Origin of the sequence: Prauserella alba (assembly GCF_024171735.1) — a bacterium.
In the GTDB taxonomy this organism is placed as follows: Bacteria; Actinomycetota; Actinomycetes; order Mycobacteriales; family Pseudonocardiaceae; genus Prauserella; species Prauserella alba.
Window position 1 is genome coordinate 39,017 of record NZ_JAMTCH010000009.1, and the last position, 26,089, is coordinate 65,105.

The window sequence follows — 26,089 nt, forward strand, 5'->3', positions numbered from 1 at the left end:
AGGTTACTCCGTGCCCGTTGGCGGCCGTCACCGAAGGTGGGACACGTCGTTGAACAGCCGCACGCTGGCGTTGCCGTCCGGATAGAAGTCGGCGATCGACAGCGAAGCCGGGTCGAGGTGCAGGCGGAACAGCAGCGACGGACCGCCGTCGAGCGCCAGTCGCAGCAGCATCTTGATCGGCGTGACGTGACTGACGACGACGACCGTCCGCCCCTCGTACCGCCGGAGCAGCTCGTCGTAGGCCTGCTGAACGCGCGTGTACACGGCGTCGAAGCTCTCGCCGTCCGGTGGTGGCACCGACGTGTCACGCATCCATCGGCCGTGCACCTCCGGATCGCGCTGCGACGCCTCCGCGAAGGTCAGCCCTTCCCACGCGCCGAAATCCGTCTCGCGCAACTCCTGCAACGTCTCGACCCGGGTACCGACGGCATCGGCCGCGGCCTGAGCCGTCGCCGCCGCGCGCAGGAGCGGTGACGCGACGACGACGGGGTCGACGTCACGCAGACTGTCCATTCCGGCCAGTCGCTTCGCAACGGCCTGCGCCTGCCATCGACCCGTTTCGGTCAGCGCGACATCGCCGAGCCCGGAGTAGCGCCGGTCGACCGACATCTCCGTCTGGCCGTGCCGGACGAGCAACAGCCGCGTCGGTGTTCCGGTGGCACCCGTCCACCCCGTCGGTGCGCGACCTGCGGAATCGACGGTCTGCGCGGCGGCCGGTGTTGTCGCGGCCGTTGCTGTCGTGGCGGGTGCCGCCAGCGGCAGCGCGGTCTGCTCGGCGTCACCGGCGGACTCCGATCCGCCTTCGCGTTCGGTGCCCCCTGTGCGTTCGGTGCTGCTTTCGCGTTCGGGGTGGCCGACCGGCTCGGTGCTGCCGACTGCGGCCTGGGTGTCCATGGCCTCGTTCGCCAGCTTGTCGGCGTGTGAGTTCTTCGCGCGGGGAATCCACTCGTAGGTCACCCGCTCGAACCGCCCTGCGAGGTCACGCGCCTCGAGTGCGAGTGGCTGCAGCGCGGCGTTCTTGATCTTCCACCGCCCGCACATCTGCTCGACGACCAACTTCGAGTCCATTTTGACGTCCACAATGGACGCACCGGCCGCGACTGCGGCTTCGAGGCCCGCGACGAGGCCGCTGTACTCTGCGACGTTGTTCGTGGCCGTCCCGATACCGACGGCGCGCTCGGCCAGCACCTCCCCGGTGCCGGCGTCCTTCACCACCGCGCCGTAGCCGGCGGGCCCTGGATTGCCGCGCGAACCACCGTCCGCCTCGACGACGACGTGTCTGCTCACAGGCCCGACTCCCCGGTACGAACCAGGATCGCGCCGCAGTTCTCGCACGTGATGACGTCGTCGGCGGCGGCGTTCTTGATGTCCGACAGCTGACTGCGGTCGAGCTCCAGCTTGCACGCGCCGCACTGACGTGAGCGCAACAGGCCGGCTCCCGTGCCGCGCTGCTCACGCACGCGGTCGTACGTTTTGAGCAGCGCTTCCGGGAGTTTCGGTACCAGCGCGGCGCGGTCGGCGTCGCGCCTCGACTGCGTGGCGTTGAGGTCGGCGAGCGCCTCGTCGCGACGGCTCACGGCGTCCTCGAGGTCCTGCTCGGCCTTGTCGACCTCGGCCGCCGCGCGCTGCACCTCGATGTCGGCCGCCTCGCGCCGTTCCATGAGTTCGAGCTGGTCGTCCTCGAGGACCTGCTGCCTGCGCGCGAGTGTCTCCAGCTCGTGTTCCAGTTCGGTGAGCTGTTTCGCCCCGGCCGAACCGGACTCCATGAGCTTGCGATCGCGGTCCACGCGGGCACGCACGGAGTCGACCTCACGCTCCTGCCGCGTCACCTCACGTTCCAGATCGGACGCCGACGTCTGCGCGGTCACGAGCGCATCGCGCTTGTCGCGCAGGGTCTTCTCGACGGCTTCGATCTCGGACAGCTCGGGCAGGTTCCTCCGCCGGTGGGCGACACGTGCGAGCTCCGCGTCCACCTCCGCGAGGTCCAGCAACTCACGTTGCAGGGACGGGTCTGCCTTCACTTCGTACTCCCGTTCGCTCGGACGTTCCACGGGTCGGTGCACCGCGTGGAGACGTGAACCTCGACGTTACCCGCCTGCCCGATCACGTCGGCTGCTTGCCCGCACCACGGCCATTCGCTCGCCCAGTGCGTCAGGCCCACCAACGCGGGGACCGTGCCGGGCTGTTCGAGGTGTTCTCCTGCGGGGTGGTGCCGCAGGTCCGCCGTGACGTACGCGTCGACGCCGGCGGCCGTGGCCATGTCGAGAAAGCCGTCGCCCGCACCACCGGAGACCGCCACGGTGCGGATCGGTCGGTCCGCGTCTCCCGCGCCGTACACGCCGGGGGCGGTGGCCGGCAGGGCCGCTCCGACGCGTTCGACGAACGCGGCGAACGGCTCCGGCTCCGGCAGCACGGCGATGCGGCCGAGTCCGGTGTCGGCGCCCTCGGTGTGCGGGACGAGCGGACCCTGGACGTCGAGGCCGATGGCCGCGGCGAGCGCGTCGGAGACGCCGGGGCTGGCCGAATCGGCGTTGGTGTGCGCGCAGAACAGCGCCACGCCCTCCCGGATCATGCGGTGGACGAGCGAACCCTTCGTCGTGTCCGCGGGAACGCCGTGCACGCCGCGCAGCAGGAGCGGATGGTGAGCGACGATGAGCTGCGCTCCGAGTTCCCTGGCCTCGTCGACAGTGGCGGCGACGGGGTCGACACAGACGAGCACTCGGTCGACGCGATCCGCCGGGTCACCGCACACGAGGCCGACCGCGTCCCACGACTCCGCGAGTTCGCGAGGATAGGCCGTGTCCAGCGCAGCGACGATGTCGGCGACGGTCGGCGGGACCGCTGCGACGGCGGCCGGACTGGTGGCGGACATGGCGCGATCCTCCCATGCGGCCGTTCCCGCGCAGGCAGCCACCGAGAGGCGTCCCGGCGCCGTCGGATCGTCGGTGTCCGACGGCGCTTGCCGGCAGCCGGGGCGGCCGTGCCGAACGAAGCCACCTGTCCGGGCGACACCTGACCGGCCCAGGCAGTCGAGACCGGTAGTCCCGACAAAGCTGAACGCGCTCTCCGAGGTGGACGAGCTCGACGCAGTGTCCAGCTCCACCGGAAACGCACGAGTGGTGACACTCGCACCCCACCCGCCGAGGCGTCGCGACCACACACCGAAGTCATCGAATACCCGAACAGATGTTCGCAATTGCGGGTTGGCGCCGGTAGCGTCGGCGGAGTGATGGATGGGGGAACAGAACTGGACGAGATGGTCCGCATCGAACGGGCCGTCGCACGATTACACGCACGCTTCGTGGACGCAGCCGCGCGATTCGTAGCCGCACGCGGACGCACGGAGGAATCCGCCGCCGAGGTCGGGGTCGCACTCGGATGGACCGGGCGATTCGCCCGGCAGCGACTCGAACTCGCCGAACAACTGGTGAGCCGATTGCCTCGCACACTGGACGCGCTGGCCCGGGGCGAGATCGACCTCGTCAAAGCGTCACAGGTCGCCGGTCCGACCGCGGCGTTACCGGACACGCTGGCAACGCGGGTCGACCAGCTGGTGGCGGGGCGACTCGACGGTGCCACCGCCGGGTCGATACAGCGACTCGCCAAGAAGACCGTCCTCGACGTCGACCCCGGCGGGCAGGCCGAACGAGCCCAACAGGAACGCACCCAACGGCACGTCCGACTCAGCCACAACGACGGCAGCACAGCCACGCTGGCAGCCGAGCTGCCGGCCGAAACGGCTCAAGCTGCATACGCTCGCGTCGACACCGCGGCCCGGACACTGCGTCGCAGCGGCGACCGCCGGAGCCTCGACCAGCTGCGCGCCGACGTCTACAGCGACCTGCTGCTCGGCCGCAGTGACACGGCATCGGCCGCCGCATTGCCCGCCGAACCACTGTCACCACCGGCCACGACATCCCCGCCCTCGAAGGCGGACGTGTTCGTTCACATCGACCTCGCGACCCTCACCGGCCTGGCGGACAACCCGGCCGAGCTCGCCGGACACGGCCCACTGCCCGCTCCCGTCGCGCGAGCGATCGCACACGACCCGGCGTCGACCTGGCGGCGGATCGTCACGGATCCGCACACCGGCGTCCCCCTCGACGTCGGACGCACCCGGTACCGACCGCCGAAGGCACTCGCCGACTACGTCAAAGTCCGCGACCGAACGTGCCGTTTCCCCGGATGCCACCGGCCGTCCGACCACGTCGATCTCGACCACGTGATCCCACACAGCTGCGAAGGACCCACCTGCGCGGCCAATCTCATCGGGCTCTGCCGGCACCACCACCGGGTCAAACACACACCTGGCTGGACCTTCCGGCTCGAGGCCGACGGCACGGTCCACATCACGACACCCACCGGCCGGCGGATCGCCGCGCCACCACCACACGAGAAGGACCTCGGCACCCGGCGCACGAGGAACGGCACCAGTGGCCGCGCCGGCACCAATGGCGAAAGCAAGGACGGCAACGGCACCCAGGAGCCGCAGCGGCGCCCCGGTCCCCACACCGGCCGCCGACGACGCGGCAAGGCACGCAACCGACGGGGACGCGGCGCGCGCAGTGACGCCGGCCCACCGGACAACACCACACTCGGCAGTACGGCAACCGGCACGACGAACATGCCGGCCGATTCGGCAGACTGAGACCGTGATGGACCAGCAGCAGCCCGACCGGAACCTCCACATCTGCTTCGTCTGCACGGGCAACATCTGCCGTTCCCCGATGGCGGCGCTCGTGTTCCGGAAACACCTCGACGACGCAGGTCTCGCCAACAACGTCACGATCACCAGCGCAGGTGTCGGCCCCTGGCACGAAGGCGAACCCGCGGACTCACGTGCCCGCGCCACCCTGCGCGCCGCCGGCTACCCCGACGACCACATCGCCGCGCAACTAGGCAACCGCCACGACGATGCGGACCTGTTCGTCGTGGCCACGAAGAGCCACCTGCGCGACGTCACCGATTTCGCAGGAGACCCGAACCGCGTCGCGCTGCTCCGCAACTTCGACCCGTCCGCGCCCGCCGACGCCGAGGTACCCGACCCGTACTACGGCGGCGGCGACGGCTTCACCGACGTCCTCGACATGATCGAACGCGCCATGCCGGAGCTGATCTCATGGGCACGCACCCGACTGTGACCGCTCACGACGCAATCGTCCGTCACGCCGGCTCCGCACCCACCGATACCCGGCCGCTGAGCGGCGGTGCCGTCGTCGCACACCTCGAAAACCGGGCGACGACGGTGGTGGCCAAACCCGCAGCGGGCCCGAACGCCACCGCCGCAGAGGGTGCGGGGCTACGCTGGCTGGCCGAATCCGGCGACGTGCCCGTCCCACATGCGCACGGCTGGGACGATGCCTGGCTCGTGGTCGACTACATCGAACCTGCCGGCGGCTCCCCCACACCCACCGCAGCCACAACATTCGGACGCGGGCTCGCCGCCCTGCACCTGCGCGGCGCACCCACCTTCGGCGCACCGCCGCCCGGCGGACCGGTCGATGCCTGGATCGGCCTCGCCCCGATGGCGAACAACACGGCGCGCAGCGACACCACGTGGTCGGACTTCTACGCCCGAGACCGCATCGAACCGTACGTGCGCGCCGCTGTCGACCAGGGCATCTTCGACTCGAGCGAGGCCGCCGTGTTCGACGCCGTCTGCAGCCGGCTGCCCGAACTCCAACCCGACACGGAACCACCGGCCCGCCTCCACGGCGACCTGTGGACCGGCAACGTCCACTGGGGCGCCGACGGCCGTGGCTGGCTCATCGACCCGGCTGCGCACGGTGGACACCGCGAAACCGACCTCGCGATGCTGCGGCTGTTCGGAGCGCCGCACCTCGACCACATCCTCGGTGCCTACGCCGAGGCCGCCGCTGAAGCGGGCCACCCCCTCGCTCCCGGCCACGAGGGCCGCGTCGGCCTGCACCAACTGTTCCCCCTTCTCGTCCATACGGTGCTGTTCGGCGGTGGCTACGCCCACCAGGCCTTGGCCACCGCACGGCAAGCACTTCGCGGCACTTCCTGAGGCGCACACCGCGCGAGACACGACCACTCGATGAGGCGCCCGGCCTCGCCGCCTACCGTGGTGGGCGTGCGGTGGAAGTTCCTGCTCAAGCCCGGCTGGCTCGCGTTGACGGTGGTGGTGTTCGTCTTCGCCGCCCTGTGCTTCAGCGTGCTCGCGCCGTGGCAGTTCGACCGGCACGAGGAACGCAGCGCCCGGAACGACGCCGTGTCCTCGTCAACGGCCGCCGCTCCGCGGCCGTTGACGGAACTGTTGCCCGGCGACTCGGCTCCCGGCGGCGACACCGAGTGGCGGCGCGTCATCGTCGAGGGCACCTACCTGCCCGACGATGAGGTCATCGCGCGGCTTCGCACTGTGCAGGGCGAGCCGGCGTTCGAGGTGCTCACACCGTTGCGCACGATCGACGGCCCGACCGTGCTGATCAATCGGGGTTTCGTTCGTCCCGCGAACGACACCGGAGTTCCGGACTTCGCGGCGCCGCCGCAGGGGCGGGTCACGGTCGAGGCCAGGGTCCGCATCGACGAGAACGATCCGTCGAACCGCGACGCGTTCGCCGACGAGACCACCGACGGCAGACTCCACTCCTACTCGGTGGACTCTCGGGTGGTGGCGCGCGCGACGGATCTGGACATCAAGCCGGGCTACTACCAGCTCGAGCCCGGCGAGCCCGGGGTGCTGACGGCGCTGCCCCTCCCACAGCTCCAGGCGGGGCCGTACTTTTCGTACGCACTGCAGTGGATCGCGTTCGGCGCGATGGCGTTGCTCGGTTGGTTGTACTTCACGATCCGTGAAGCCCGTCCCGGTGGTGTCCTCGCCGGGACGGGCGAGGACGGGTCCGACGACACGGCCGAACCGGCAACCGCCGAACCGTCCGCGACGCAGACAGGCAAGCGGCCGGGGAAGCAGAAGCGTAAGTCTGTGGCGCAGATCCTGGCCGAGGACGACGAGGCCGACGCGCTCCGGTGACCTGCTCCGCTCGGTAATGCCTGCGCGCCTTCGGTGACTCCCGGAAGGGAGTCGCCCACATTTCACCTAGAACCTTCGTCGGTTTTTTTCATCATCCGACCAAAGGACCGGGACAACTCGGGCAGATTGCGTTCCGCGTGCCGATTCCCCCAATGCGGCACATGGACAACTGCGGAGGTCCCATGCGTAAACGACTCTTCTCCCTACTGGCCGCTGCGGCCGTTGCAGCGGCAGGCCTCACCGCCGCCACCTCGGTGACCATGCCGGCTCCTGCCAGTGCAGCCTCGTGTCACGAGTGGTCGAGCACCCTGTCCCGGGGTGACCGCGGCTCCGATGTGAAGGAGCTGCAGATCCGGGTCGCGGGTTGGGTGAGCCACGGCGAACACCTCGCCATCGACGGCGTGTACGGCCCGGCGACCGAGGCGGCTGTGAAGCGGTTCCAGTCCGGCTACGGGCTCGGCGTCGACGGCGTGGCCGGCCCTGAAACGTTCGGGAAGATCTACGACCTGACGTCCGGCGACTGCACGCCGGCGCACTTCTCCTACTCGGAGTTCGACGACAACTGCGGTGCCAACAACTTCAGCGGCGGCGCGGTGTCGGCGTCGACCGCGCAGGAGAACACGCGCCGTGTCATGTGGCAGCTCGAAGCGATGCGCCACAAGCTGGGCGACCAGCCGATCGGTATCTCGTCCGGCATTCGGAGCTACTCGTGCAACAGCTCGGTCGGCGGTTCGTCGTCGAGTCGTCATCTCTACGGCGACGCCGCGGACATGGGGGTCGGCGGGAACGTCCACTCCCAGTGCACGCTCTACCACGCTGCCTGGAAGGCCGGGTTCACGGAGATCCTCGGGCCGGGCTACAGCGGTCACAATGACCACGTGCACGTGGCCAACGATCCGAGCCCGTTCCGCAGCGCCCCGAGCTGCTGAGTTTGCTCGGCGTTTCCTGTAGTGAGGGTGGCCTCCGGTTCCGCACCGGGGCCACCCTCACTCACTGTCGACGGCGGCGCCTGCCGATGCCGGACAGAGCCGCCAGCACGGCCGACACTCCGACCGCGCAGAGTCCGACCACACGGGACAGTTCGACGGCGCGCGTGACGTGGCCCGCATCGGGGTTTCGGCCCGCTCCGAGGACCGGCAGTTCCGCCACGCCACGCGGGTAGACCGTGCGGCCTCCGAGTCGGATCTCGAGCGCTCCCGCGAACGCGGCTTCGGCGCGTCCGGCGTTCGGGCTGGGGTGGGCGGCGGTGTCGCGGCGCCACGCCTGCCACGCACTCGGTGCGGAACCGCCGACCACCGGTGCGGCCGCGGTGGTGAGTGTGGCCGTGAGCCTTGCGGGCACGAGGTTCGCGATCTCGTCGAGGCGCCGCGCGACGGGATCGGCCGACCGCGCCGAGGCGATGTCGAGTTCCATGCCGGGTCGTCTGCCGAGCACGGTGACGGTGCGGGCGCCCAGCATTCCCGGCAGTCCCGCGACGGCGCCCCAGATGAGCGGGGACACGACCGCGTTGGAGGTCTGGTCCGCGACGACTTCGATCGCCGCACGGGACAGGCCGGGCAGGTCGAGGTCCTCGGTGCAGCGCGGGTCGGCGGTGGAGATGCGTTCGCGTGCGGTGTCGAAGTCGCCGTTCTCGAGGTCGCGGGCGAGTTCGGTGCCGTCGGCGGCGATCCGGGCCCCGCCGAGGACGGACCACGTGCCCGCGGCGACGACGAGCGTGCGCACCAGCCGGTAACGCCCGGCCGCGCGTTCGACCAGCATGCCCGCGGCGACGGCGCCGGTGGTCACCACTGTCGTGGCGCCGGCGGTCCCGATGCGGCGCGCCAGTGTGTCGGCGGCCTGCGGTAGCGCGGCGACGGGACGGGGCGGACCGGCCCGCCGCGGCTCGCCGATCAAACCGTCCGCAACCACCCCGAGCAGTAGCCCGACGGCTCGATGCGCACTCACGATCCCGAAACCCCCAAACCGGTAAAGCTACGCAGCAGCCTACCGAGGCCCGAGAAGCGACCTCGCGGGGTCCGTGACGGCTCCTGCCGCCCGGCCGGCGTGCTCCGGCGCGGCGCTACTGCTCCACGGCGGCCCACGAGCGGAGCATGACCGACGCGATCGACGTGTTTCCCGGCAGCATCAGTTCGTCGTGCTCACCGTTGATGGCCGCGCGCACGTCGGCGCGGCTGAACCAACGTGCCTCCTCGATCTCCCCGTCGGCGGGTGTCAGCGTGGCACCGCTGACGGTCCGTGCCGCGAAGCCGAGCATGATCGACCGGGGGAACGGCCACGGCTGGCTGCCCAGGTAGCGCGCATCGGCGACCTCGACGCCGACCTCTTCGCGGATTTCACGTTCGACGCAGCCTTCGAGCGATTCGCCCGCCTCGACGAATCCCGCCAGCACCGAGTACCGCTTCGGCGGCCACACGGGCTGCCGCGCCAGTAGCACGTTGGCCCCGTTGACGCCGATGTCGTCGTGCACCAGGCAGATCACCGCCGGGTCGGTGCGTGGGTACTCCTCGCGGTCACATCCGGTGCAGTGGGAGGCCCAGCCGAACTGGACCCGCCGGACCGCCGAACCGCATCGGGCGCAGAACTGGCCGCGATGGTGCCAGTTCCGCAACGCCTCCGCGGTCGTCAGCAGCCCTGCCGACGTGTCGTCGAGCAGCGCGCCGTGACCACGCAGGTCGAGCCACACCTCGTCGGCGCTGACCGGCACTTGTTGCCGCACGCCCCAGCCACCGTCGAGTTCGATCGTGCCGGATCCGGCTGGTGGATCGACGGGCAGCATCCAGTGGTCTACGCCCTCCCATTCGCCGAGGAACGACGCCTCCGCGGGCGGTTCGCCTGCGAACTCGGCGGCTTTCCGCGTGCTCACCGGGGCCGCACCGGAGTCGACCTCGGTGCGCCGGACGGGGGTCCGGCCCCAGCGGTCGACGACCACGATCCGCGCGTCCGGCCACCGAGCGGTGAGACGCTGCGGGGCGGCCCGCAGCATCTCCTGCCGGTCGACGGTGGACCGTGAGAGCGCGGGAATCTCTCCCAGTTCGAACGGCCTCACGATTCCGGGTCCGCGACGCGCACCCCGCCGAGGGCTTCGAGCTGCGGGCCGAGCACCTCGGCGTCCCCGACGACGACCCCGGTGAAACGGGTCGGTGCGAAGATATCCAGCGCTGCCTCGGCGACCTGCTCGGTCGTCACCGCGGCGAGCCGTTCCGGGTGGCCGAGCAGCCAGTCGAGCCCGAGACCGACCGTGGCGAGGCCGATCAGCTGGTTCGCCAGCCCGGCCTGCGACGCCGCACCGATCAACATCGTGCCCGTGGCGTATTGCCGCACGGTCTCGACCTCGGAGTCGGTCGGCGGCACGAGGCCGAGCCTGCCGAGTTCGTAGCGGGTCTCCAGCAGGGCGGCCGCGGTGACGTCGCTCGCGGTGTCGGCGTCGACCTGCACCGTCGCCTTGCCCCGGGTGAACTCGAATCCGGAGTGGGCTCCGTAGGTGTAGCCCTTGTCCTCGCGGATGTTCTCCATGAGCCGCGACGAGAAGTAGCCGCCGAACGTCAGGTTCGCCAACTGCGCCGCCGGGTAACGCTCTGCGGTGCGCGGCAGTCCCTGCGCCGACAGGCGGATCTGCGACTGCACGGCGCCGGCACGGGGCACCAGCACCAGGTCGCCACCGGCCAGGTCGGGCAGCTCGGGCAGTTCCGGCGCCGCGGAGTCGGAGCGCCACCCGTCGAGAGCCTGCTCGACCTCGGCGACCGCGGCGTGCGGATCGAGGTCACCGACGAGCACCAGCACCGACCCGCGCGGCAGGACCGCCGCGGGGTGCAGCGCACGCACGGCTTCCGTGGTCACCTGCTCGACGTCCTCGGGCCGCGGCACCTCGCGGGTGTACGGGTGGTCGCCGTACCGCTGCCGCTGCAGCGCTTCGCGGGCGATCACGCGCGGCTGGGTGCGTGCGACGGCCAGGCGTTCGACCAGCCGCGCCGCCTCCCGCTCCACCTCGTGGTCGGCGTACGTCGCTTCGGTGAGGATGTCGCCGAGCACGTCGAGCAGCGTCGGCAGGCCGCTCGCCAACGCGCTCGCGGACACGGACAGGTGCTCCGGATCGACGGCCACGCCGAGGTCGCCGCCGATGAGCGCCAGGTCGGTGTCCATCGCGACCCGGTCACGCCGACGCGTGCCGGTCGCGATGGTGTCGGCCAGCACCTCCGCCGTCGCCGGGTGCAGCGGATCGTCACCGGCGAACGGGATCGCCATGCGCAGTTCGGCCATCGGCGCACCCGGCTTGCGCACCGCCAGCACCCGCAGCCCGTTGCCGATCTCGGTGTCGACGTGCTCCTGCGGGCTGGCCGGCGGCTGCTCGCCCAGCGGCGGCAGTTCCCGCGGCCCTGCCGGGGTCCTGCCGATCTCCTCTGCGGTGCGGTGGGTCTGCGATGCGGTCACTGGGTACCTCCCTGCGCGGGCTCGACGAGAAGGACGGCGCGCGAATCCGGCCGCAGCCCCTTCGCCGCCTGCGAGACCTGGTCGGCCGAGACGGCGGCGATCCGGTCGGCGACCTCGTGCATGAGCGCGGCGTCGCCGTAGAGCAGTTCGAACGAACCGAAGCCGAGGGTGCGGTTCACGAGGCGGTCGTGCTCGGCGTGCAGCATCGCGCTCCACCGCGCCGTCACCCGGGCCAGTTCGTCGCTGGTGGGCGGCTGGGCCGCGAGGGACTCCAGCTCCTCGTCGACCGCGCCGAGAATGCGGTCCACCCCGACGTCGGGAGTGTGCATCGCGGTGATCGAGAACGTGTCGGGATCGCGCGCCTCGAACGGCCCGAACAGGCCCGCCCCGGCGTTGATGTCGGTGACCAGCGGCTGCCCGTGCACGAGGCGCTGCTGCAGGCGGGAGCCGTCGCCGTCGACGAGGACGCTGGCGAGTACGAGGTGCGCCAGGTAGGCGTCGATCTCGCCGACCGGGTCGGGCATGCGGTAGCCGACGGCCAGCGCGGGCAGCGGAGCGTGCGGATCGGCGTGCGTCTCGCGGAGCTCACTCGTCGGCCGTGGCTCGGCGAACGAGGGCCGCTCGGGACGCGGGCGCGCGGGCACGTCGCCGAAGTGCTTCTCGATCAGTTCGCGCGCCCGCTCGACCTCGATGTCTCCCGCGACCGTGAGTACCGCGTTGGCGGGTGCGTAGTAGGTGTCGAAGAACGCGGCGCAGTCTTCGAGGCTGGCCTGTTCGAGGTCGGTGAAGTCGCCGTAACCGTTGTGGGCGTTGGGGAACGTGTTGTACAGCACCGGCGGAAGCAGGATCCACGGAAACCCGCCGTAGGGCCGGTTCAGCACGTTGAGTCGGATCTCCTCCTTGACCACGTCGATCTGGTTGGCCAGGTTCTCGGCGGTCAACTTCGGCGCGCGCATGCGGTCGGCCTCGAGGAACAGCGCGCGTTCGAGCGCCGCGGACGGCAGCACCTCGAAGTAGTCCGTGTAGTCGGGGTGGGTCGAGCCGTTGAACGAGCCTCCGCTGCCCTGGACGTGCCGGAAGTGGGCCAGCTTCTCGAGACTTTCGCTGCCCTGGAACATCAGGTGTTCGAACAGGTGCGCGAAGCCGGTGCGGCCCTCGGGTTCGGAACGGAAACCCACGTCGTAGTGCACGCTGACGCCGACGACCGGGGCGCTCCGGTCGGGCGCCAGAACCACGCGCAGGCCGTTGTCCAGGGTCAGTCTGTGGAGAACGGGTTCGGCCATGTCGCCACCCTACGGGAGGTCCGCGCGCGGTCACGTCGCCTTCACCGATATCGGGGGTCAGCCCCGGCGGCCCGGCTCGAACGGGAGTTGCCCGTCCGGGTTCTCGCGCCGCATCCGCTGGTCGAGGTAGAGCAACGCGGTGACGGCGGCGCTGAACGGTACGGCCACGGTCTGGGCGAGCACGCTGCCGACGGCGAGCAGCAGCCGGTGTCCGGCCAGGGTGCCGTCGGCCAACGGCGACGTGCCCGCCCCCAGCCGCAGGAGCTGGGCGACCAGCAACTCGATGATCAGGCCGACCAGGAGCGTCATCAGCATCGCCACGAGCAGCCTGCCGAACACGCGCCACCACGCGCCACGCACCAGGGTCACCGACCGGGTCAGCGCGGTGGTGACCGTGTGGCGGGGTTCGTACATCAGCGCGGGCACGGCCAGGCTGAGGAACACGTACGCCACGATTCCGGGGACGATCAGCAGGACGAGCCCGGCGACGGTGATCGCCGTGACGACCGTGGTCAGCCCGAGTACCCGCACCAGCCGCGGTGAGCATTCGGCCCACACGTCGCGGGCCGTCACCGGTTCGCCCACGGCAGCGCGGCCGACCACCACCGTCAGCACACCGACGACGAGCGCGTGCGCCAGCAGGTCGACGAACGCGAACGCGGCGTTGGCGGCCAGCGCGTTCGCGGACATCTCCCAGACCCGCCCGGCCGGGGGCAGCACATACAGCTCGGCTATCTGCACCAGCGACACGTGCACCACGGCCACGACCGCGGCGCAGCCGAACACGACGCCGGCGTGCCTGCGCAACGTGGCGGCAGCACCGTCGGTGATCTCGGCGAGCCGCAGCGGGCGCAGCGGGATCACTCCGGGCCGCGGTTCCCCGTCACCTCCCCGCGAGCTGCCGCCTCCCCGGTACCGACGGTGCGGCTGCCCGGCGCCACCGTCCGGCATACCGTTCGAATCGTCCATACCACCCAGGCTGTCATCGGGTGTTCCGCACCGCGGCCGGCCCCTCGGCCGCGGTCACATGTTGGCGGCGCGGCGCAGCTCCGGGGCGAGGTTCTCACGGCGGATGCGCTGGTCGATGTAGATCAGCCCGGCGACCAGCGACATGAACGGGGTGACGATCGTGCTGGTGACGACGGTGCCGATCTCCTGGATGAACACCTCACCACCACTCGGCGCCTGGCCCGCTGGCGGCGCCGCCAGCGAGAACGGGAGGCCGATGACCAGACTCACGCCGACGCCGATGACCACGGCGACGAGCAGGAATCCGAACACCCGCCACCATGCGCCCTTGACCAGGGCCACCGAGCGCTTGATCGCCGAACCGATGGTGCCGCGTTCGAGCACCAGCGCAGCCGTGGCCAGGCTGAGGTAGACCCACAGCGCGATCACCGGCAGGAGCGTCAGCAGCACGCCGAAGGCCCCCATCGTCGTGACCAGCAGCGCGCCGAACAACCCGGCGACGAGCACTTGGGCCACGGTGATGACCACGGACAGTCCGAGCACCGACAGCAGGCGTGGTTTGAGTTCGGCCCACGCCTCGCCGAACGTGATCGGCTTGCCGAGCACGGCCCTGCCCACCACGGTCATCAGCAGACCCGTGAGCACGGCCTGCACCAGCAGCATCACGGCGAGCTGGACGGCGAACGCCGGCAACATGTCGCTCAGCATGTTCTCCAGCTGCTGCATCTGCCGTTCCGGTGAGGCGGCGGGGTCGATCTCCGCGATGTCGGCGAGCATCGACCGCGTCACGAAGTAGGACACGACGGCGCTGATCACCGCGATGACGAACGACGTGCCGAACACGATGCCGGCATACGACCGCATCGTGGTGAACGCACCGCCGACGACCTCGCCCAGCCGCAGCGGTTCCAGCGGGATCACCCCGGGCTGCCGCCCCTCGTTGGCGCCGCCCGACGACGGGTAGCGCGGCAGCTCGGAGTCACCGTTCGACATGCCACTCGAATCGCTCATAACGCCGATCCTGCCATCCGGGTTCCACGCCGACCGGGCGACCGCGCCGTCACCACGCCCGTCTCACCTATGCTCTGCCGCGCACGCGATCATCACTGGGGAGCACACCGCATGACGCAGCCACCGCCCGGCCCTCACGGTCCGCCGGGCCCGTACGACCCGTCCGGTGCAGACCCGCACCGCCACCCGGGTCCACCGGCCCCGCCCGGTCCGCCCGGTCCGCAGGGTCCGCACGTGCCGCCCGGCAACGGGGGCCATGGCCGGGCACTCCGCCACAGCCAGGCCCGCAACACCAGGGACCGCAACACCAGGGGCCTCAGCAGCACGGCCCGCCGCAGCAGAGCCCGCCACCGCACGGACCGCAACACCCCGGTGCCCCGCAGTACGGCCCGGCGCCACAGGGACCACCGCCGTACGGACCACCGCCGTACATGCCTCCGCGTCCGCCGAAGTCGAACGGCCCGGCCGTCGCGGCCGCGCTCGGCGGTGTGGGCGCACTGGCCGTGGTCGTGGTCCTCATCGCAGCCCTGACCGGTGGCAGCGACCCGTCCGAGCGGTACGCCCACCGCGGCGTCGACGCACCGGCACCGACCACCACCGAGACGACGCCGACCACCGAGACCTCCACCGAGGCGACCTCGCCGTCGAGCGAGACCGAGTCCAGCACGACGGGCAGCATCGTCACCTTCACCGAGGAGTCCGGCGGTGTCGACGCACCCGCCGGTCCCGAGAAGGTCTACAAGCTGGGCCACCACCCGCTGTTCCAGAACACCGACGGCGGTCTCACCGCGAACGCGTGCCCGCTGCCGGCGTGGCAGGACACCACCGCGGCCGCCGAAGCCTTCCTCACCGCGGCGACCGACTGCCTGAACACCACGTGGGGCGACCTGCTGCGCGCCTACAACCTGCCGTTCGAACGGCCGACGCTGCGCTTCCCGAGCGGCCGGTCGTACAGCACACCGTGTGGCAGTCAGCAGGTCGACATCACGCAGGCAGCCCTGTACTGCCGGGGCAATCTGTACATGCCGATCGACGGGCTGCAGTTCGACCAGCGGCCGAACCAGCCGGGCGTCCACCTCGCATTGCTGGCCCACGAATACGGACACCACGTTCAGCACATGTCCGGGATATCCGAAACGGCCTGGCGGCAGATCGAGAACGCAGGTGGGCTCGGCACGGCGAAGGGCGACAGGGTGTCCCGCCGGCTGGAACTGCAGGCACAGTGCTTCTCCGGAATGTTCATGGGGTCCCACACCGGGCGCAGCGGCCCGAACGGCATCACCCAGAGCATGCTCGACAACGCCTGGAACGAGCAGCAGACCCGGGGCGACGACACGTCCGGCACCAACGATCACGGCTCGAACGCGAACTATGCGGCCTGGTGGCAGCAGGGCAGCCGGGACAACCGTCTTTACCAGTGCAACACGTGGCTCGCCGAGGCGGGCTCGGTGTCCTGACGGTCCGGTTCACGGCGCTCCGACCGGTTTCCCCGGTCCACAATGACCACCCGACGGAGCGTCGGCGCCGTTCACACCCGGCCTGCCCCTAGGGTGCCCCGCTATGGTGGTGGAGGCGACCAGCGAGGCGGACGGGGCCGCGACATGACAGATCCCGGATCGGACACGCCGTCCGGCGACGATTCCGGCGACACGACCAGTTCGGGACACGCGCGGCGCGGCGGCACCCGCACCCGCGTGCCGATCGTCGTGTTCTCCCTTGCGGGGGTCGTACTGCTCGCGCTGGCGACCGTGCTCGCCGTGGTCACCTTCACCGGCGACGACGAACCCGGCGGCGCGCCGTCGGGTGGCGGCAACGCGGGTTCGGCACGCGCAACGGAAACGGTGCCCGGCAACATCCGCGCCCTCGGCGACCGGCCCGTGCTCAAGGACCCCGACGCCGGGCTGCAGGCCATCACGTGTTCGCTGCCCGAGTGGCGGAGCAACCCGCCGGCGGCCGAACGCTTCTTCACCGCCGCCACCGACTGTCTCAACCGCGCGTGGGAGCCGTTCCTGCGCCGCTACGACCTGCCGTTCCGCGAGCCGACGCTGCATTTCCCCGACGGCGCCTCGTTCCGCACGCCGTGCGGCGACATCCGCGTCGACGTGACGACCGCGGCCTACTACTGCAACGACCACCTCTACGTGCCGTTCGACGGGCTGCAGACCGACTACTACGGCCGCCAGGCAGGCATCTACCTGTCCGTGCTGGCCCACGAGTACGGACACCACGTGCAGGAGGTCGCGGGGATCATGGACGGCGTGTGGGCGCAGATCAACGCGGTCGGCCAGCACAGCGAACAGGGTCAGGACCTGTCGCGCAGGCGGGAGCTGCAGGCGCAGTGTTTCTCAGGCATGTTCATGGGCGCCCACACCGGGCGCAGTGGCCCGCAGGGCGTGACCCAGCAGATGTTCGACGCCGCCTGGTACGACCAGGACACCCGCGGCGACGACACGTCCGGGACCAGCGACCACGGATCGAACGCCAACTATGCGGCCTGGTGGCGGGCGGGGGCGGAATCGAACCGCATCGTCGACTGCAACACTTTCACCGCCCCGGCCTCGAAGGTGTCCTGACCCGGCGCGAGCGTTACGCGAGCCGTGCGGGGACGCCGCCTTGCCGGGGTCCCCGGATCACGAGGAACGCGTACATGCCACCCGCCGCGCCGCTCAGCACGAGCAGCGCCATTCCGAGTGGCCTGCCCAGCTCACTCATACCGGCATCCGTGCTGGCCAGGTGCACCGAGAGTGGCTCACCGGTGGGGTCTGCCGGTTCGTCGGGCACGGCGATACGCACCGTCTCGTCCTTGTTGTGCCCGCAACCGCTGAGGGTGCCCGTCCTGGTGGTGCCGTCGTCGGTGAACCGCACGGTCTCCCCCGCGGCCCCGTCGGTGCAGTCCGTGGGACCGGTGACGGTCGCCTCGACGGTGCGGTGGTCCGCACCGCCGGCCGTGGCGAACAGCGACGGGCCAGCCAGCCACGCCAGGGCCGTGATGACGAGCCCGGCGACGACCGCCATCCCGGCCGACCGCCAGCCGACGGCGATCGCCGGTTTGCCCGATTCCGCTTGTTGCCGCACGCGCCCAATCGTCGCAGATATCGCGGCACCGGCCCAGAAAAGCCGGGGCAGCCAACATCACACCGCGACCGCGCAGCGTGACCACCCGCGGCTCGTCCGGCTCGCCCCACCCGGCGGGCTGTTCGCCCAGCTCAACCCGCCGACAACGGCAGCGACGGCCCGGATGACGAGCTCAGCGCCCGCCACCGTCAGCGTTCCTCGTCGTCACCCGGTCCCGCAGTGTGACGGACATACAGCAGGCGGTCACCGGGTTCGAGTGCGTCGGCTTCGGGCGCATCCACCCGATAGAGCTGCCCCGCGCGGACGAGTCCGAGCACCGTGTCGGGCAGATGCCGCGGGGAACCGCCCTCCTCCTTCGGGGTCACCGGCCGCTCCGCGATCGCCAGACCGGTCTCCGGGGTGAGCAGGTCCTCGACCATGTCGACCACCAGCGGGGTGCGCGTGGCCATACCCAGCAGCCTGCCCGCCGTCTCACTGGAGACCACGACCTGATCGGCACCCGACTGCTTCAGCAGGTGCACGTTCTCCGCCTCCCGCACCGACGCCAGAATGCTCGCCTTCGGCGCCAGCTCGCGCGCGGTCAGGGTGACCAGGACCGCGGTGTCGTCGCGGTTCGGCGCGATGACCACCGACCGGGCCCGTTGCACCCCGGCGACCCGCAACACGTCGGCACGCGTGGCGCTGCCGTGGACGGTGATCAGGCCGAGCGCGCTGGCGGCGTCGAGCGCCTGCTGGTCGGTGTCGACGACCACGACCTGGTTCGCCTCGACGTCCTGTTCTGCCAGGAGCGCGTTGATCGCCGACCGGCCCTTCGTGCCGAATCCGACGACCACCACATGGTCTCGCACCTTGTTCCTCCATTTCTGGATCCGCAGCGCCTGGCGGGAACGCTCCGTCAGCACTTCCAGTGTGGTGCCGACCAGCACGATCAGGAACGCCACCCGCAGCGGGGTGACGACCACGATGTTGATCAGCCGCGCGAAATCGGTCACCGGTGCGATGTCGCCGTAGCCGGTCGTCGACAACGACACCGTCGCGTAGTAGACGGCATCGAGGAACGAGATGCCGTCCCCGTTGCTGTCGGTGTACCCGTCGCGGCCGATGTACACGATGATCACGGCCACGAACAGGAACAACAGCGCGCCGACGATGCGCCGGACGATCGCGTTGAGCGGGCTGACCTTCGCATCCGGCATCCGGATGACCCCGACCAACGCGTGGCCCGGCTGTTCGGGCAGCGGCCGCTGCCGGAGCAGTCCCTTGATCACGCTGAGCAACCCTAGCCGCTATCGTCCACCGATCGCAGCAACGCGCGCAAACCGTCGGCGTCGGCCAGGTCGGCCGGACGGACGGTGCGGTCGTGGCGCACGTAGTGGAACGCGGCACGCACCTTCTCCAGGGGAGTACCGGACAGCCCCGCCCAAGCGAGCCGGTACGCCGCGAGCTGCACCGACACCGCCTGCATCGCCGATTCGTCCGGCACGCCGCCGGTCTTCCAGTCGACGACGGTCCACCCACCGTCGTCGTCGGCGAACACCGCATCCATGCGACCACGCACCGTGACACCGTCGACGACCGTGGAGAACGGCACCTCGACGTCGTGCGGAGTGCGGTGCGCCCACTCGCTGCGTTCGAACGCCTGCCGCAGCGCGTCCAGTTCCCCGTCCGGAGCCTCCCCCGGATCGGCCGCGCCGGGCAGATCGTCGAGGTCGAACAACCGGTCCCCCGCGAACCGGCGTTCCAGCCAGCCGTGGAACGCGGTACCGCGGCGCGCGTAGGCGTTCGGCGGGAACGGCAGCGGCCGCCGCAGCCGCCGGGCGAGTTCGTCGGGCCGGTCCGCGAGTTCGACGAGCTGGCTCACCGACAGCTGCCCAGGCAGGGCGATGTCCTCCGTGCGGCCGGAGGCACGTTCACGCTCGGCCAGCAGGACGTCCGTGTCGGCCGCCCAACCCTCCGGATCGCCGTCCTCGGGTGGCGCGTCCTCGGGTGGCGGCGCCTCGGGAGACTCGGCCGGATCCGGGAACGAATCGCCGAGTGGCAGCGCGAGCTGATCGTGCTCGTCCGCCGTGGCCGCGGACTCCGGCACGGCGGACTCCGGCGCCGCCCGGGTCCCGGCGGCCGGTGTGGCGTCCGCGGGGTCGGCGTCCAGTACGGCGAGGGCGTCCAGTACCGCGTCGGCGCCGTCCCGGACGGCGTCCCTGCGCGTGCCGAGAGGGTCGGCGGGCCAGGTCACCGGTTCGGCGTTCTCCCCTGCGAGGGGATTCTCGGCGCCCTCCTCGGGTGCGTCGGCCCACGTGGTGATCGTGCCGATCGTCTCCTCGGCGCCGACGGCCTCGGCGACCTCGGTCAGGAACGCCGACGGCCCCTTCGGAGAGCCGCTGGTCTCGCCCCACCAGTGCCCGGACACGAGCAGGTGCTGTTCGCTGCGGGTCAGCGCGACGTAGCAGAGCCTGCGCTCCTCCTCGGCGTGCCGATCGGCGAACGCTGCCTCGTGTTCCTTGCAGGCGTCGAGGACCTCCTTGCGGTTCTCGTCGCCGCGCAGTGGCAGTTCGGGCAGGTCCTGGCTGTCGCCACGCAGCGGAGCGGGCAGTTCGGTGACGGTCCGCAGCCACGAGGACGACCGCCGGTCTCCCGGGAACACGCCCTTCACCAGGTGCGGCACGGCCACGACCCGCCATTCGAGGCCCTTCGACGAGTGCACCGTGAGCACCTGCACCCGGTCGGCGGCCACCTCGACCTCGCCGGGCGGCAGCCCGTCCTCGGCGTGCTCGGCGGTGGCGAGATAGTCCACGAACGACAGCAGTGTGCCGGTGGGCGAGTTCTCGGCGTACTCGGTGACGACGTCGGCGAACGCGTCGAGGTGCGCCCGTCCCGCGCCGCCGGGCCGCGACATCGCCTCGACGTCGAGCAGCATGGTGCGTTCGACGTCGGCGACCAGTTCGGGCAACGGCTGGTCGAGCCGCCTGCGCAGCGCACCGAGTTCCTTGCTGAGCCGCGTGATGCGGGCGAAACCGGTCTCGGAGTACCGCCCCGGCTCGCCGGGGTCGTCGAGCGCGTCGACCAGACCGGCTTCCTCGGCGCGTTCGGTGACGATGTCGTCGCCGTCGGCGGAGAGCTCGTTCGCCCTGCGCCACAGCGCACCGAGGTCGGCCGCGGCGATCCGCCAACGAGCCCCGGTCAGCAACCGTGCCGCAGCGGTGCCGGACAGCGGTTCGGCCAGCACCCGCAGGGTCGCGACGAGGTCGGCCACCTCCGGTTCGTCGAGCAGCCCGCCGAGACCGACGACCTCGACCGGCAGGCCCCGGGCGCGCAGCCGCTCGGCCACCGGGGCCATGTCGGCACGGCGCCGCACCAGCACGGCAGCCGTGGGCGGCGCACCCGTCGCATCCCGTTCGGCGTACCAGATCCCGGCGAGTTCGTCGGCGAGCCACTCGCGTTCGGCCCGCACGTCCGGCAGCAGTCCACATCGGACGTCTGCGGTGGGCGCGCCGTCACGGGCACGGAGCCGCTGCACGCCGAGCCCGCCCGCACGCAGCGGTTCGGCGACCACGTTGGCGAGGGTCAGCACCTCGGGCGGGTTCCGGAAGCTGGTGAGCATGCCGTATTCGCGGGCAGGCAGACTGCGCCCGGTCTCGCCGTCCGCGCGCGGGAAGTCGGTGGTGAACCGGGGCAGATTCGCCGCGCTCGCGCCGCGCCACCCGTAGATCGCCTGCGCAGGGTCGCCCACGGCGGTCACGGGCAGCGCCTCGGCACAGCTACCCCCGAACAGTGACCGCAGCAGCACCCGCTGGGCGTGGCCGGTGTCCTGGTACTCGTCGAGCAGCACGGCGCCGTAGCGTTCGCGTTCGGTGGCGACGACCTCCGGATGCCCTTCGGCGAGCCGGGCGGCCAGCGACATCTGGTCGGCGAAGTCGAGTGCCCCTTCGGCGCGCTTGCGCTGCTTGTAGGCGTCCACGAGGGGCAGCAGCGAGAGCCGGAACCGTTGCGGCGTCAGGATCTTCTGCAGATCGACGGGCATCGCCGCACGCTGGCCCTTGGCCCGAGGTGCGTTCTCGATCAGTTCGCACAGCCACGTCGTGTGCTCGGCCAGCCGTTCCTCGTCGACGAGGTGCTCCGCGAGTTCGCCCGTCAGCCCGAGCAGCTGCGCCGTCACACTGGCGGGCACCAGCTCGGTGTCGAGGTCGTGGTCCCACGTCGACACCACGCGGTGCGCCAGCCGCCACGACGCGGTCTCCGACAGCAACCGCGCACCGGGCTGGACCGGCAGCCGCAACCCGTGTTCACCGAGCAGCCGCCCTGCGTAGGCGTGGTACGTCAGCACCGTGGGTTCGCCCGCGAGCACCGCGGCCCGCCGCGTGCCGCCGGGGTCGATGCGGTCGAGCAGACCCGACCCGGCGAGCACGCGCAGGCGGGCGCGTACCCGGTCGGCCAGCTGCCGCGCCGCCTTGCGGGTGAACGTCAGCCCCAGGACGCGTTCGGGCGTGACGAGGCCGTTGGCGACCAGCCACACGACACGCGCGGCCATCGTCTCCGTCTTGCCCGCACCCGCACCGGCGACGACCAGTGACGGCTCCGGCGGCGCGGCGATCACCGCGGCCTGTTCGTCGGTCGGCGTCGGCAGGCCGAGGGCGTCTGCGACCTCGGCGGGGCTCACCAGCTGTGTCACGGTCCCGTCACCTGCCTGCCCTCGGGACGCGCGGGGCACGACGACCGCGCGGGGCACCGGTCGCAGTCCTTGTTCTCGCGCGCCTCGTACGCAGGGCCCGCGGTCGCGGCCGCCGCGTCGCGCACCAGCCGCAGCCAGTGCACCTCGCCGTCGTCGTCCAACGGCGGCTGCTGCCGTTCACTGGAACCGGTCTTGGTGTGGGACTTGGCGACGTACACGAGCTTGGCACCGCCGGGTTTCGTCGCGGGCTGCGCGGTCGCGGACTGCGTGGTCCGCAGGTGATGCTCGAACGCGCCGAGCAGCACCGCCAGCTGATACGCCGCGAGCTGCGGGTGCTGCTCCGCGTCCTTGGCGCTCACCGCGTTCTTGCCCGTCTTGAGGTCGACCACGACCGGCCTGCCCTGGCCGTCCATTTCGAGCCGGTCGACCCGGCCGGTCAACGTGACCCGCAGTTCCGGATCCGCACCACCGGTGCCCGCGGCGTCCGAATCGGCCCCGGCCGCTGCGTCCACAGCGCCGGTGTCGCCGCCGTCGATGTCGCCGGCTTCGGTGTCGCTGCCGTCGGTGTCGCTGCTCCGGCTGCCGTCGCCTGCCACGTCGAGCGTCGCCGGCAGCTGCACGGACATCTCCTGTTCCACCGCCAGCTGAGTGAGGTCCTGTCTGCTCTGCTGCAGCCAGTTCAGGAAGTTCTGCACCATCTGCTCGACCCGCACCCGCTCCCGGCGGGAGAACCACGGCGCACCGGCGTCTACTTTGGTCCACGCCTTGTCGAGTTCGGCCGTGATCTCGGCGTGGTCGGCGCCGGACGCGGCCGCCTGCGCGAGCGCGTGCACGAGTGTCCCGGTGACGGCGGCGAGCTGCGACGGGTCGGCACCGCCGTGGCGTTCGATCAGCCACCGCAGCGGGCACTTCGCGAGCACCTCGACCGTGGACGGCGACACGCGCACGGGTTCGCCGGGCTTTCGGAGCGGTTCGGCGGTGCTCGGCTCGTGCAGGCCGTACCACTGGCTCGGGTGCGCACCGGGCACGCCCGCACGCGCGAGCCGGGCGAGCTGTTTCGCGGCACGCCGCTTGCGATCGGCGGGTTCTCCGGGGCGGCACACCACCGAGCGCAGCTCGCCGACCAGTTCCGGCAGCACGAGCGCCCGTTCCCGCCGGTACACCCGCACGTCGGGACCCGCGTCGGCGGCGTCCTCCTCGTGTGCCAGCAGTTCCTCCACGAACCGTGACGGCTGCTCGTCCTCCCCCTGCACCGCCGTGACCAGCAGTTCCGAGCGCGCACGGCTCGCGGCCACGTAGAACAGCCGCCGTTCCTCGGCCAGCAATGGTGCGATCAGCGACACGCCGTCGCTGTCCACTCCGGACAGCAGATCGACGAGTCGCTCCACGCCGAGCAGCGTGCCGCGTGGCCGCAGGTCCGGCCAGCCGCCTTCCTGTGCGCCCGCCACCGCCACGACCGTCCACTCACGACCCGCGGCGGCGTGCGCCGTGAGCAGCGCGACGCCGCTGCCGCGCGCGGCGACGGGAGCGAGACTGTCACCGGCGATGTGCTGCGAGGTCAGGTACTCGGCGAAGCCCCCGACGCTCGCTCTCGGCAATCTGTCGACATATCGGCCCGCGGCGTCGAACAGCGCGACAACGGCGTCGAGGTCGCGGTCGGCCTGCGCGGCGAGCGAACCGCCGCGTTCGATCTGCCGGAGCAACCGCTTCTCCAGGCCGCTGGTCTGCCACACGCGCCACAGCACGTTCTCGACGTCCGTACCGCTCTGCGCCGCCTCGCGCGCCGTGGCCAGCAGGCCACCGACGCGGCGCACCGGTGCCGCCTCGGCGTCGGCAAGGCCCGCGAGGATGTCGCCGCCGCGCAGCACCTCGACGAGCAGTTCGTCGCTCGACCGCTCACCGCCGCCGGTGAGTTCCAGCCGCCGCAGGCCGCGCCGCAACCGGCGCAGTGCCAGCGGATCCGCACCGCCGAGCGGCGAGGCGAGCAGCATCTCGGCCACGTCGGCGTCGAGCGCGTCGGGATCGGTGGCCAACCGCAGGACCTCCAACAGCGGCCGCACGCCGGGCTGGCGGGCCAGCGGAACCTCTTCGGCGGCCGACGCGATCGGCACGCCCGCGGCCGCCAGCGCTCGCTGCAGCACCGGCATCGACCGGGTCGGCGACCGCACCAGTACCGCCATCTCCTCCCACGGCACCTCGTCGAGCAGGTGGGCGCGGCGGAGCCGGTCCGCGAGCCAGGACGCCTCGGCGGCAGGCGTCGGGAACAGCCGTGCCCGCACGGAACCGGGAACCACGGCACTGTCCGGGTCGGGTTCCACCGGCCGGGTGTCGCGGGCCGCACCGGCGCCCGCGAACCCGCGCGCAATGCGGGTGACGGCGTCGTGCACGGCGGGCCCGGGCCGGTGGGTGCGGGTGAGCGTGACGGTCCGCGCCCCGTCGAGCCCCGACAGCAGCGTCGGGTCCGCGCCGCGGAACGAGAACACGGACTGATCGGGGTCGCCGGCGAGCAGGAAGTCGTCGGCCGTTCCGCCGAGCAGCCGCAACAGCCGCAGCTGCAGCGGGTCGAGGTGCTGGGCGTCGTCGACGAGCACGTGCCGCAGCCGGTGCTGTTCACGCTCCAGCAGTTCCGGGTCGCCCTCCAGTTCGACGAGCGCGCTCGCGACGAGTTCGGCGGCGTCCATGGCGGGTGCGCCGGGCGTGCCCAGCGCGTGACCACCCGACCCGTGCAGCAACGTCACCTCTTCGTACTGGCGCCAGAAGTTCCCCGCCGCGACCCATTCCTCGCGCCCCTCCGACCGGCCGAGCTTGACGAGGTCCTCGGGCCCGAGTCCGCGTTCGGCGGCGCGCAGGATCAGGTCCCGCACCTCCTCGGCGAACCCGGCGACGCCGAGCGCGGGACGCAGGCGTTCCGGCCAGTCGGGCGCGCCCCGTTCGAGGTCGCCTGCGAGGAGGTCACGGACCACGACGTCCTGTTCCGGCCCGGACAGCAGCCGCGGTTCGGGCTGGCCGGTGAGATTCGCCTGCAGCCGGAGGACGGCGAACGCGTACGAATGCACCGTCCGCACCATCGGTTCGCGGACCGTGCGGTGAGTTCCGGCATCGGCCGGGTCGTCGCCGGCGCCCGCGGCCGTGATGCGCCGGGTGATGTCCCGCCGCACCTCGTTCGCGGCGCGGCGGGACGCGGTGACGACGAGGATGCTCTCCGGGTCGGCCCCACCGCGGATACGCTCGGCCGCGAGCTCGGCGGTCAGCGCCGTCTTACCGGTGCCGGGGCCGCCGAGGACCCGGACGAACCCCGCGGGCGCGTCGAGCAACCGGGCTGCATCGGGCTCCCAGACATGAGCGGGTGCCGCTGGTGCCGGCGGCCGCACCAACCGGGCATTCAGACCACTCCTGCTCACGGCTTCCGATGGAACCATGTCCCCCCGACAGCTCCTCCGGCACGTCGGACGTGTCGAGCCGCGCAACCTGCCCCCAAGGGCACTGTGGTCGCACTGAACGCCACGAATCCTCCCCTCACGACGGGGACGCGGGCCGCACAGTGACCCCTCGGGCGAACACCGTCGACCCCTCGGCGAGCCGCGTCAACGAGGGGGACTCGGCGTTCCCGCTCGCCGACTCGACCACCGCCCCTCATCGACACGCCGACGTGTGGCGGTGTTCGAT

General features: G+C 71.5%; 20 protein-coding genes. 7 read left to right on the forward strand and 13 right to left on the reverse strand.

Annotation, left to right across the window (positions count from 1 at the left end; translation table 11 throughout):
- Nucleotides 1-27: 27 nt before the first annotated feature.
- Genes LY12_RS24600 through LY12_RS24610 form a run of 3 tightly spaced genes read right to left on the reverse strand, consistent with a single transcriptional unit; the run spans nt 28 to nt 2,872 of the window.
- Nucleotides 28-1,287, reverse strand: coding sequence for a bifunctional RNase H/acid phosphatase (locus LY12_RS24600; protein ID WP_253859856.1), 1,260 nt, complete (start codon nt 1,285-1,287; stop codon nt 28-30).
- A complete protein-coding gene (locus tag LY12_RS24605) occupies nt 1,284-2,021 on the reverse strand; it encodes a zinc ribbon domain-containing protein (protein ID WP_253859944.1) in 738 nt (245 codons plus the stop codon). The genes LY12_RS24600 and LY12_RS24605 overlap by 4 nt, the downstream gene beginning before the upstream one ends.
- The gene (locus LY12_RS24610) at nt 2,018-2,872 is read right to left on the reverse strand and encodes a Nif3-like dinuclear metal center hexameric protein (RefSeq protein ID WP_253859857.1); all 855 of its coding nucleotides are present in this window, start codon (nt 2,870-2,872) and stop codon (nt 2,018-2,020) included. Before LY12_RS24610 ends, LY12_RS24605 begins: the two co-directional genes overlap by 4 nt.
- Nucleotides 2,873-3,229: 357 nt before the next feature.
- Here LY12_RS24610 and LY12_RS24615 point away from each other — a divergent pair, with 357 nt between their 5' ends.
- The 5 genes from LY12_RS24615 (at nt 3,230) to LY12_RS24635 (ending at nt 7,920) form a co-directional block, all read left to right on the forward strand.
- Nucleotides 3,230-4,648, forward strand: coding sequence for an HNH endonuclease signature motif containing protein (locus LY12_RS24615; protein ID WP_253859858.1), 1,419 nt, complete (start codon nt 3,230-3,232; stop codon nt 4,646-4,648).
- Nucleotides 4,649-4,655: 7 nt separating this feature from the next.
- Complete coding sequence (locus LY12_RS24620) at nt 4,656-5,141, forward strand: low molecular weight protein-tyrosine-phosphatase (protein WP_253859945.1); 486 nt, start codon at nt 4,656-4,658, stop codon at nt 5,139-5,141.
- Nucleotides 5,120-6,028, forward strand: a complete 909-nt coding sequence (locus LY12_RS24625) for a fructosamine kinase family protein (protein ID WP_372493630.1) — start codon at nt 5,120-5,122, stop codon at nt 6,026-6,028. Before LY12_RS24620 ends, LY12_RS24625 begins: the two co-directional genes overlap by 22 nt.
- A gap of 66 nt (nt 6,029-6,094) precedes the next feature.
- On the forward strand, nt 6,095-6,991 hold the full coding sequence (locus LY12_RS24630) for an SURF1 family cytochrome oxidase biogenesis protein (protein WP_253859860.1): 897 nt from the start codon (nt 6,095-6,097) through the stop codon (nt 6,989-6,991).
- Nucleotides 6,992-7,173: 182 nt separating this feature from the next.
- Nucleotides 7,174-7,920 carry a M15 family metallopeptidase gene (locus LY12_RS24635; RefSeq protein ID WP_253859861.1) on the forward strand — a complete coding sequence of 249 codons (747 nt, stop codon included), beginning with the start codon at nt 7,174-7,176 and terminating at the stop codon, nt 7,918-7,920.
- Between the two features lie 61 nt (nt 7,921-7,981).
- Here the strand turns inward: LY12_RS24635 and LY12_RS24640 are convergent, their stop codons facing one another.
- The 6 genes from LY12_RS24640 to LY12_RS24665 all read right to left on the reverse strand — a co-directional run bounded on the left by LY12_RS24640 (nt 7,982) and on the right by LY12_RS24665 (nt 14,682).
- Complete coding sequence (locus LY12_RS24640; RefSeq protein WP_253859862.1) at nt 7,982-8,935, reverse strand: cobalamin biosynthesis protein; 954 nt, start codon at nt 8,933-8,935, stop codon at nt 7,982-7,984.
- Between the two features lie 115 nt (nt 8,936-9,050).
- On the reverse strand, nt 9,051-10,040 hold the full coding sequence (gene nudC / locus LY12_RS24645) for an NAD(+) diphosphatase (RefSeq protein ID WP_253859946.1): 990 nt from the start codon (nt 10,038-10,040) through the stop codon (nt 9,051-9,053).
- On the reverse strand, nt 10,034-11,419 hold the full coding sequence (locus LY12_RS24650) for a M16 family metallopeptidase (RefSeq protein WP_253859863.1): 1,386 nt from the start codon (nt 11,417-11,419) through the stop codon (nt 10,034-10,036). The genes nudC and LY12_RS24650 overlap by 7 nt, the downstream gene beginning before the upstream one ends.
- The gene (locus LY12_RS24655) at nt 11,416-12,702 is read right to left on the reverse strand and encodes a M16 family metallopeptidase (protein WP_253859864.1); all 1,287 of its coding nucleotides are present in this window, start codon (nt 12,700-12,702) and stop codon (nt 11,416-11,418) included. The genes LY12_RS24650 and LY12_RS24655 overlap by 4 nt, the downstream gene beginning before the upstream one ends.
- Before the next feature lie 57 nt (nt 12,703-12,759).
- Nucleotides 12,760-13,671: a YciC family protein gene (locus LY12_RS24660; RefSeq protein WP_253859865.1), complete on the reverse strand. Its 912-nt coding sequence runs from the start codon at nt 13,669-13,671 to the stop codon at nt 12,760-12,762.
- Nucleotides 13,672-13,725: 54 nt separating this feature from the next.
- Nucleotides 13,726-14,682, reverse strand: coding sequence for a DUF7847 domain-containing protein (locus LY12_RS24665; protein WP_253859866.1), 957 nt, complete (start codon nt 14,680-14,682; stop codon nt 13,726-13,728).
- A 431-nt stretch (nt 14,683-15,113) separates the two neighbouring features.
- Here LY12_RS24665 and LY12_RS24670 point away from each other — a divergent pair, with 431 nt between their 5' ends.
- The gene (locus LY12_RS24670; protein ID WP_253859947.1) at nt 15,114-16,139 is read left to right on the forward strand and encodes a neutral zinc metallopeptidase; all 1,026 of its coding nucleotides are present in this window, start codon (nt 15,114-15,116) and stop codon (nt 16,137-16,139) included.
- 144 nt (nt 16,140-16,283) lie between these two features.
- Nucleotides 16,284-17,255, forward strand: a complete 972-nt coding sequence (locus LY12_RS24675; protein ID WP_253859867.1) for a neutral zinc metallopeptidase — start codon at nt 16,284-16,286, stop codon at nt 17,253-17,255.
- Nucleotides 17,256-17,268: 13 nt separating this feature from the next.
- Here the strand turns inward: LY12_RS24675 and LY12_RS24680 are convergent, their stop codons facing one another.
- The 4 genes from LY12_RS24680 to LY12_RS24695 all read right to left on the reverse strand — a co-directional run bounded on the left by LY12_RS24680 (nt 17,269) and on the right by LY12_RS24695 (nt 25,842).
- Entirely contained in the window at nt 17,269-17,757 is a 489-nt protein-coding gene (locus LY12_RS24680) for a hypothetical protein (protein ID WP_253859868.1), read from the reverse strand.
- A 188-nt stretch (nt 17,758-17,945) separates the two neighbouring features.
- A complete protein-coding gene (locus LY12_RS24685) occupies nt 17,946-18,953 on the reverse strand; it encodes a potassium channel family protein (RefSeq protein WP_253859948.1) in 1,008 nt (335 codons plus the stop codon).
- A gap of 83 nt (nt 18,954-19,036) precedes the next feature.
- Entirely contained in the window at nt 19,037-22,423 is a 3,387-nt protein-coding gene (locus tag LY12_RS24690) for an ATP-dependent helicase (RefSeq protein ID WP_253859869.1), read from the reverse strand.
- On the reverse strand, nt 22,420-25,842 hold the full coding sequence (locus LY12_RS24695) for an ATP-dependent helicase (protein WP_253859870.1): 3,423 nt from the start codon (nt 25,840-25,842) through the stop codon (nt 22,420-22,422). Before LY12_RS24695 ends, LY12_RS24690 begins: the two co-directional genes overlap by 4 nt.
- Between the last annotated feature and the right edge of the window lie 247 nt (nt 25,843-26,089).